General features: G+C 43.6%; 8 protein-coding genes. 7 read left to right on the forward strand and 1 reads right to left on the reverse strand.

What is annotated here, in order from left to right:
* The 6 genes from PLH26_RS19040 to manA all read left to right on the forward strand — a co-directional run.
* A partial coding sequence (locus tag PLH26_RS19040) for a peptidase associated/transthyretin-like domain-containing protein (RefSeq protein ID WP_324587609.1) occupies positions 1–311 on the forward strand: 311 nt, incomplete at its 5' end.
* A 392-nt stretch (positions 312–703) separates the two neighbouring features.
* Entirely contained in the window at positions 704–1084 is a 381-nt protein-coding gene (locus tag PLH26_RS19045) for a Dabb family protein (RefSeq protein ID WP_324587610.1), read from the forward strand.
* Between the two features lie 36 nt (positions 1085–1120).
* On the forward strand, positions 1121–2749 hold the full coding sequence (locus PLH26_RS19050) for an acyl-CoA carboxylase subunit beta (RefSeq protein ID WP_324587611.1): 1629 nt from the start codon (positions 1121–1123) through the stop codon (positions 2747–2749).
* Between the two features lie 58 nt (positions 2750–2807).
* Positions 2808–3596, forward strand: a complete 789-nt coding sequence (locus PLH26_RS19055) for a PhzF family phenazine biosynthesis protein (protein ID WP_324587612.1) — start codon at positions 2808–2810, stop codon at positions 3594–3596.
* Positions 3597–3656: 60 nt separating this feature from the next.
* Entirely contained in the window at positions 3657–4127 is a 471-nt protein-coding gene (gene rnhA, locus PLH26_RS19060) for a ribonuclease HI (RefSeq protein ID WP_324587613.1), read from the forward strand.
* 20 nt (positions 4128–4147) lie between these two features.
* Complete coding sequence (gene manA / locus PLH26_RS19065; protein WP_324587614.1) at positions 4148–5353, forward strand: mannose-6-phosphate isomerase, class I; 1206 nt, start codon at positions 4148–4150, stop codon at positions 5351–5353.
* A 65-nt stretch (positions 5354–5418) separates the two neighbouring features.
* Here manA and PLH26_RS19070 read toward each other — a convergent pair whose 3' ends face one another.
* On the reverse strand, positions 5419–5646 hold the full coding sequence (locus PLH26_RS19070) for a hypothetical protein (protein ID WP_324587615.1): 228 nt from the start codon (positions 5644–5646) through the stop codon (positions 5419–5421).
* 446 nt (positions 5647–6092) lie between these two features.
* On the opposite strand from PLH26_RS19070, the gene PLH26_RS19075 reads away from it, so the two are divergent.
* Positions 6093–6282 (forward strand): hypothetical protein (locus tag PLH26_RS19075; RefSeq protein WP_324587616.1); only part of this gene is annotated, 190 nt, incomplete at its 3' end.

Consider the following 6282-nt stretch of genomic DNA (forward strand, 5'->3'; position numbering starts at 1 on the left):
AAGCAAGGCTCACATTGGCAGCATTAAGTATAGTTGCCGCAGGATTATTCGCATTCAATGTGATTACGAACGGATCGGTAAAAGGCACAGTTAGTCCACCGGATGCTGCTGTTAGAGCATGGGCCATTTCAGGCACCGATACGCTCAAAGCTGATATTGCAAACGGTGCATTTGAAATAACTGATGCCAAACCGGGAATGTACCAGGTAATCATTGAAGCCAACGCTCCTTACAAAAATGCCTCTAAAGATGGTGTGGAAGTAAAGGAAGGCGAGGCAACAGATATAGGCGAAATTAAACTGGAACAATAGCAGAACACTAATTTCATTGTAATGAATGAGTAGTCTAAGCTAAACACAATACGAAAGCGATATGTGCATACATATCGCTTTTGTGCTTTATAACACCCATTCTCCAACGGTTGAAAACGCTTTCTTACGTCATTGGCCACCGGTTATGCTCAGGTATAATGAAATTGCTTATTGCTATTTGCATTTATTCAAAGGATTACATTTTCAAATGGCCGCAAGGTTTTCACTGATACCGCAGGGTATTGCAGTGAAGATCCGGAACTTTGTGTTTTGAGGCCTGGTGGCATATCCTCTAAACGATAAAATCGCGGAAAGAGAAAAATGTAATCTATAGATTATATTTGACCAGTATTTAAAACAGCTATTGAATACAACATCTAAAACAGATCAAAATGAAAAATGTAATTGCTATTGTCGCCGCCTGCATTATTGCAGCAACAATTATTTCAGCCACCAATAAAGAACAGAAAATGCTCAGACACGTTGTTGTATTTAAATTTAAAGACGACGCCAGCCCCGAAGATGTAAAAAAGGTAGAGGATGCATTCAGGGCGCTGCCATCAAAGATCAAAGAAATTAAAGGATTTGAATGGGGAACCAATAATAGCCCCGAAAACCTGGCGCAGGGATTCACCCATTGCTTTTTCCTGAGCTTTAAAAGTGAGGAAGACAGGGCAGCATATCTGCCTCATCCCGCGCATAAAGCATTCGGCAATATTCTGAAGCCTTACCTGGATAAAGTTCTGGTGATAGACTACTGGACAAAGGATTAAACAGCGATTAATAAATTATGAAATTATGCTGCTGATATGACGCTGGAAAATAATAAAAATGAAGATACCCTCAAGCTGGCGCTGAGCCAGGTAAAACAGATCCGGGAAGAGATCCATGCGGGGGGAGGCAAAAAAGCAAAAGAAAGGCAAAGAGAAAAAAACAAGTTGCTTCCAAGGGAACGCATAGAATATTTGGTTGATGCAGGGAAACCGTTTATTGAAATTGGTGTTTTTGCCGGTTATGAAATGTATGATGCGTATGGTGGTTGCCCGGCAGGCGGAACGGTTGCCGGCATAGGTTATATAAGCGGCAGGCAATGTGTAATTGTGGCCAACGACCAAACCGTAAAAGCAGGGGCCTGGTTCCCGGTCACAGGCAAAAAAAATCTGCGCATGCAGGAAATTGCAATGGAAAATAACCTTCCGGTGATTTACCTGGTAGACAGCGCCGGCGTGTTTTTACCCATGCAGGATGAAATTTTTCCCGATAAAGAACATTTTGGACGGATATTCCGCAACAACGCACGGATGAGCGCCATGGGCATTCCCCAGATCGCAGCGGTGATGGGCGCCTGTGTTGCCGGCGGCGCCTACCTTCCCGTTATGAGCGATGAAACATTAATGGTAAAAAACAACGGCTCTATTTTTCTTGCCGGGCCTTATCTGGTAAAAGCCGCCATTGGCGAGGAGGTGGATGCCGAAAGTTTGGGCGGTGCTGTTACGCATACCGAAATAAGCGGCATTGCCGATTATAAATTTGATACCGAACACGAATGCCTCGATGAAATAAAAAAGATCTGCGGCAGGCTGGGAACAAAAGACAACGCGGGATTTAACAGAATAAAGCCCCGGCTTCCCCAAAAAGACCCGGCAGAAATATATGGCATTCTGCCTTCAGACGCAGCAAAGCCGTATGATATGCTCCATATCATTGAAAGAATAACAGACGGATCTGAGTTTGACCAGTATAAGCGGGATTACGGGCAAACCATATTGTGCGGGTATGCCCGCATTGAAGGCTGGGCTGTAGGCATTGTAGCCAACCAGCGGAAAACAATAAAAACCCAAAAAGGTGAAATGCAGATGGGAGGAGTGATCTATAATGACAGCGCAGATAAGGCTGCCCGTTTTATAATGAATTGCAACCAGAAGAATATCCCCCTTGTATTTTTACAGGATGTAACCGGTTTTATGGTGGGTACGCGCAGCGAACATTCCGGCATTATTAAAGACGGCGCCAAGATGGTGAATGCGGTAGCCAATTCGGTTGTACCAAAAATTACGGTCATCATCGGCAACTCATATGGTGCAGGAAATTACGCCATGTGCGGAAAAGCGTATGATCCCCGGTTCATTTACGCGTGGCCTTCGGCAAAAATAGCCGTAATGGGCGGAGAACAGGCTGCTCAAACATTACTCCAGATACAGGTAAGTTCATTAAAAGCTAAGGGCAAAACAATTGATCCTGAAGAAGAAAAAAAATTACTGGATGAAATTAAAGGACGCTACGAAAAGCAAACAACACCTTATTATGCCGCTGCAAGGCTATGGGTAGACGATATCATTGACCCGGCAGATACCCGCAAACTGATCGCTGAGGGAATAGCAGCAGCCAATCACAAAAATAAGAGAGAAGATTTTAGCCTTGGCGTTTTTCAGGTGTGAGGTGCCGGCATTGAGCAGTAAACGAACAACCAATCAACGATCACCCCAACCAATCAACATGACAATCCCGATATACCAGGCAGATGCATTCACAGAAAAAACTTTTGGCGGCAACCCCGCCGCTGTTTGCTCTTTAAAAGAATGGCTGCCTGATGCACTCATGCAAAATATAGCATTGGAGAACAATCTTGCTGAAACCGCATTTATTGTAGCGGAAAACAATGGCTATCGTATCCGGTGGTTCACACCAACGGTTGAGGTCGACTTATGCGGGCATGCTACACTGGCCGCTGCGCATATTTTTTTTAACCATTTACAGTACAAACAAAAAGAGATCGGCTTTCATTCAAAAAGCGGACTGCTAAAAGTGATCCGGCAAAAAAACGGTCAGCTTACACTGGATTTCCCCTGTGATCATTTTGAAAAGGCAACGGCTATACCACCGGCAATAGAAGAAGGACTGAAGATAGATGTAACTGAGGTATACAAAGGAAGGTTTGATTACATGGTAGTTGCCAACAGCCAGCAAACCGTTGAAAACCTGCAGCCCGACTTTAAAACACTTGCTACTGTTAAAAGCAGGGGTGTGCTGGTAACTGCACCCGGCAAAGAGTCGGATTTTGTTTCACGCTGCTTTTTCCCGCAAAGCGGCATTGACGAAGATCCTGTTACGGGGTCGGCGCATACTTTGCTCACACCCTATTGGGCCGGGACACTCGGCAGGAACAGGCTTACAGCTATACAACTTTCTGCAAGAAGGGGGTACCTGGATTGTGAACTATCCGGCAACCGGGTGTTAATGAGCGGCTATGCTGTTACGTATATGAAAGGAGAAATTATAGTATAAAATCCGAAGTATTTAAATTCGAAATTCGAATTTAAATACTTCGGGCTTCGGGCAACAACTATGTCTCATCAAACATTAATTATTTATACCGATGGCGCGGCACGGGGTAATCCCGGCCCCGGCGGATATGGCGCTATTTTAAAATGGGGATCTGCGGAAAAGGAATTGTCGCAGGGTTACCGGCTCACCACCAATAACCGGATGGAACTGATGGCAGTGATTGCCGCACTGGAAGCAATAAAAAAAGAGCATATGTCTGTGATCATATATTCAGATAGTCAGTACATCGTAAAGGCGGTAAAAGAAGGCTGGCTGAAAAAATGGATAGCCACAGATTTTAAAGGGGGCAAAAAAAACAAAGACCTGTGGAAGCGCTTTTACCTGCTTTCCCAAAAACACAGTATACAATTTGTATGGGTAAAAGGCCATGCCGACAATCCCTACAATAACCGTTGCGATGAATTGGCCACGGCAGCAGCCGACGGAAAAAATTTGCTGATTGATGAAGCCTATGAAAAAGAACAGGATTGATCATCTATAAAAAGAACGCGATGTACAAACTCACAGGCAAAGTACAACACTATGCATGGGGCGGAACCGGATATATACCGGCATTATTGGGTATAGACAATATAACGCAGCAACCTTATGCCGAATACTGGATGGGTGCGCATAACAGCAACCCCTCCATCGTTCAATGGAATGAAAACAAAGGCATAGCATTAAATGAACTGATCAAAGAAGATACGAATGGGTGGCTCGGGGAAAAAGTTGCCGGGCAGTTTGGCACTTTGCCTTACCTTTTTAAAGTATTGGATGTAAAAGATATGCTTTCCATACAGGTGCATCCTTCCAAAGCTGAAGCCGAAAAGGGATTCGCACGGGAAAATGAAGCCGGCATCCCGCTTGATGCGCCGCACCGCAATTATAAGGATGATAACCACAAGCCTGAAGTGATGCTGGCATTGAGCGAGTTTTGGCTATTGCATGGCTTTAAAGAAAAGAAATTGTTGCTGCAAACCTTACAGCAAACAGAAGCATTTAAAATACTGTTGCCTGTATTTGAAAAAGAAGGGTATTATGGATTGTACAAACAGGTAATGGAACTGCCGCAGGCTACGGTTAATGGCATGCTCGAACCATTGCTTTACAAATCAGAGCCGCTGTATAAGTCCAACCAGCTATCAAAGTCGGACCCTGCGTACTGGGCCTGTAAAGCAGCAGCACCATACGCCGGCAATTATACCGGTATTGACCGCGGGATATTTTCCATTTATTTTTTTAATATTGTACAACTGCATCCCGGCCAGGCTATATTCCAGGGTGCGGGTGTGCCACATGCCTACCTGGAAGGACAGAATGTTGAACTGATGTCTAATTCTGACAATGTATTGCGCGGCGGTTTAACACCCAAGCATATAGATGTACCCGAGCTGTTAAAACATACATTATTTGAAGGCATCGTTCCGCAAATTATAAATGGAGAAGAGAGAGGACCGGAAAGGATATATCACTGCCCTGTTCCCGATTTTGAAATAAGCAAGATCATGCCCGGCAAACAAACACCATTTACACATACCGCTTTTTCGGCAGAAATATTACTGGTCGCAGAAGGAGAAGCGGATATAGCAAATCCTGTACAAACACTTCAGCTAAAAAAGGGTGAATCTGTAATAGCAGGTGCCGGTGAAAATTATACCATCAGTACAAAAACAAGGGCTGTACTGTATAAAGCAGGAGTGCCGGAAGTAGAGTAAGCTCGAGGTTAATAAATTCGAAATCCGAAGCGAGATCCAATTTCAAATCCCAAATCTCAAATTCTTTAATCCGGCAATTCTTCGATAGCATATCCGAAATCGCCAATTGTTTCAATTATCCGGCGATTGTCTATAGCGCCATTCCGGCTTTCTACACGTAAGATCTTATCGCAATCCTGAAGATCGAAATTGATCTTATATGCCGGGAAATAATCAACCAATGCGGCCAGTAATTTGGCCGCTTGCGCTTCCTGTTCAACATTTGTCTTGAATACTTCTACCAACTGTTGCATTGTTTAGTATTTTTTAAAATCAGGCAAAAACATTCCCGGGTTCCGGTACGATAATTTGCATTTGTGAAATGCACCATGCAAACATAAAACGGGCCGCTGACAACCCTATGGCAGTGTGAACAGGGATCTCTCATTTTTGGGGCATCAATTACTGTTCCATGTTGCCGGCGCGGCTATCCTGGTATACATTTTTGGCTTTTTATTTATGCCGAAATGGTATTGCATTCTTTCTGACAGAACGCAACAAAATAGTGTTGCATCCAAAACAAAAAGATTACATTGTTATTGTTTTTTATTTGATTATATAACCCCCTTCAAAGCTCCTGCACAATGCATAGATTTCTTTAACTTTAAATTCAGCTTCAAAGCCTTAAATGCCTGAACTCACCAATGATCAACATGTAGTATTTTTAAACAACCCGGACAACGATTATGAAAATTGCATTATGAAAAAACTCTATATACTTATACTTTCTTGTTCGGCAGGTGGTATATTGTTTGCTTTCATATATATTTCCGGGGAAAAATCCGGCAACTTTAATAAGCCGGATGCCATCAGTTATAATTTCCAGGTACGCCCTATCCTGTCCGATAAATGCTATGCCTGCCACGGGCCGGATGCCAACAAACGCGAAG

It is taken from the genome of Agriterribacter sp. (assembly GCF_035444585.1).
Taxonomy (GTDB): Bacteria; Bacteroidota; Bacteroidia; order Chitinophagales; family Chitinophagaceae; genus Agriterribacter.

Bases quoted from the DNA above. Each gene is read 5' to 3' on its own strand.
- PLH26_RS19045 (WP_324587610.1), top strand. From the start codon at position 704: ATGAAAAATGTAATTGCTATTGTCGCCGCCTGCATTATTGCAGCAACA.
- PLH26_RS19050 (WP_324587611.1), top strand. From the start codon at position 1,121: ATGACGCTGGAAAATAATAAAAATGAAGATACCCTCAAGCTGGCGCTG.
- PLH26_RS19055 (WP_324587612.1), top strand. From the start codon at position 2,808: ATGACAATCCCGATATACCAGGCAGATGCATTCACAGAAAAAACTTTT.
- rnhA (WP_324587613.1), top strand. From the start codon at position 3,657: ATGTCTCATCAAACATTAATTATTTATACCGATGGCGCGGCACGGGGT.
- manA (WP_324587614.1), top strand. From the start codon at position 4,148: ATGTACAAACTCACAGGCAAAGTACAACACTATGCATGGGGCGGAACC.
- PLH26_RS19070 (WP_324587615.1), bottom strand. From the start codon at position 5,646: ATGCAACAGTTGGTAGAAGTATTCAAGACAAATGTTGAACAGGAAGCG.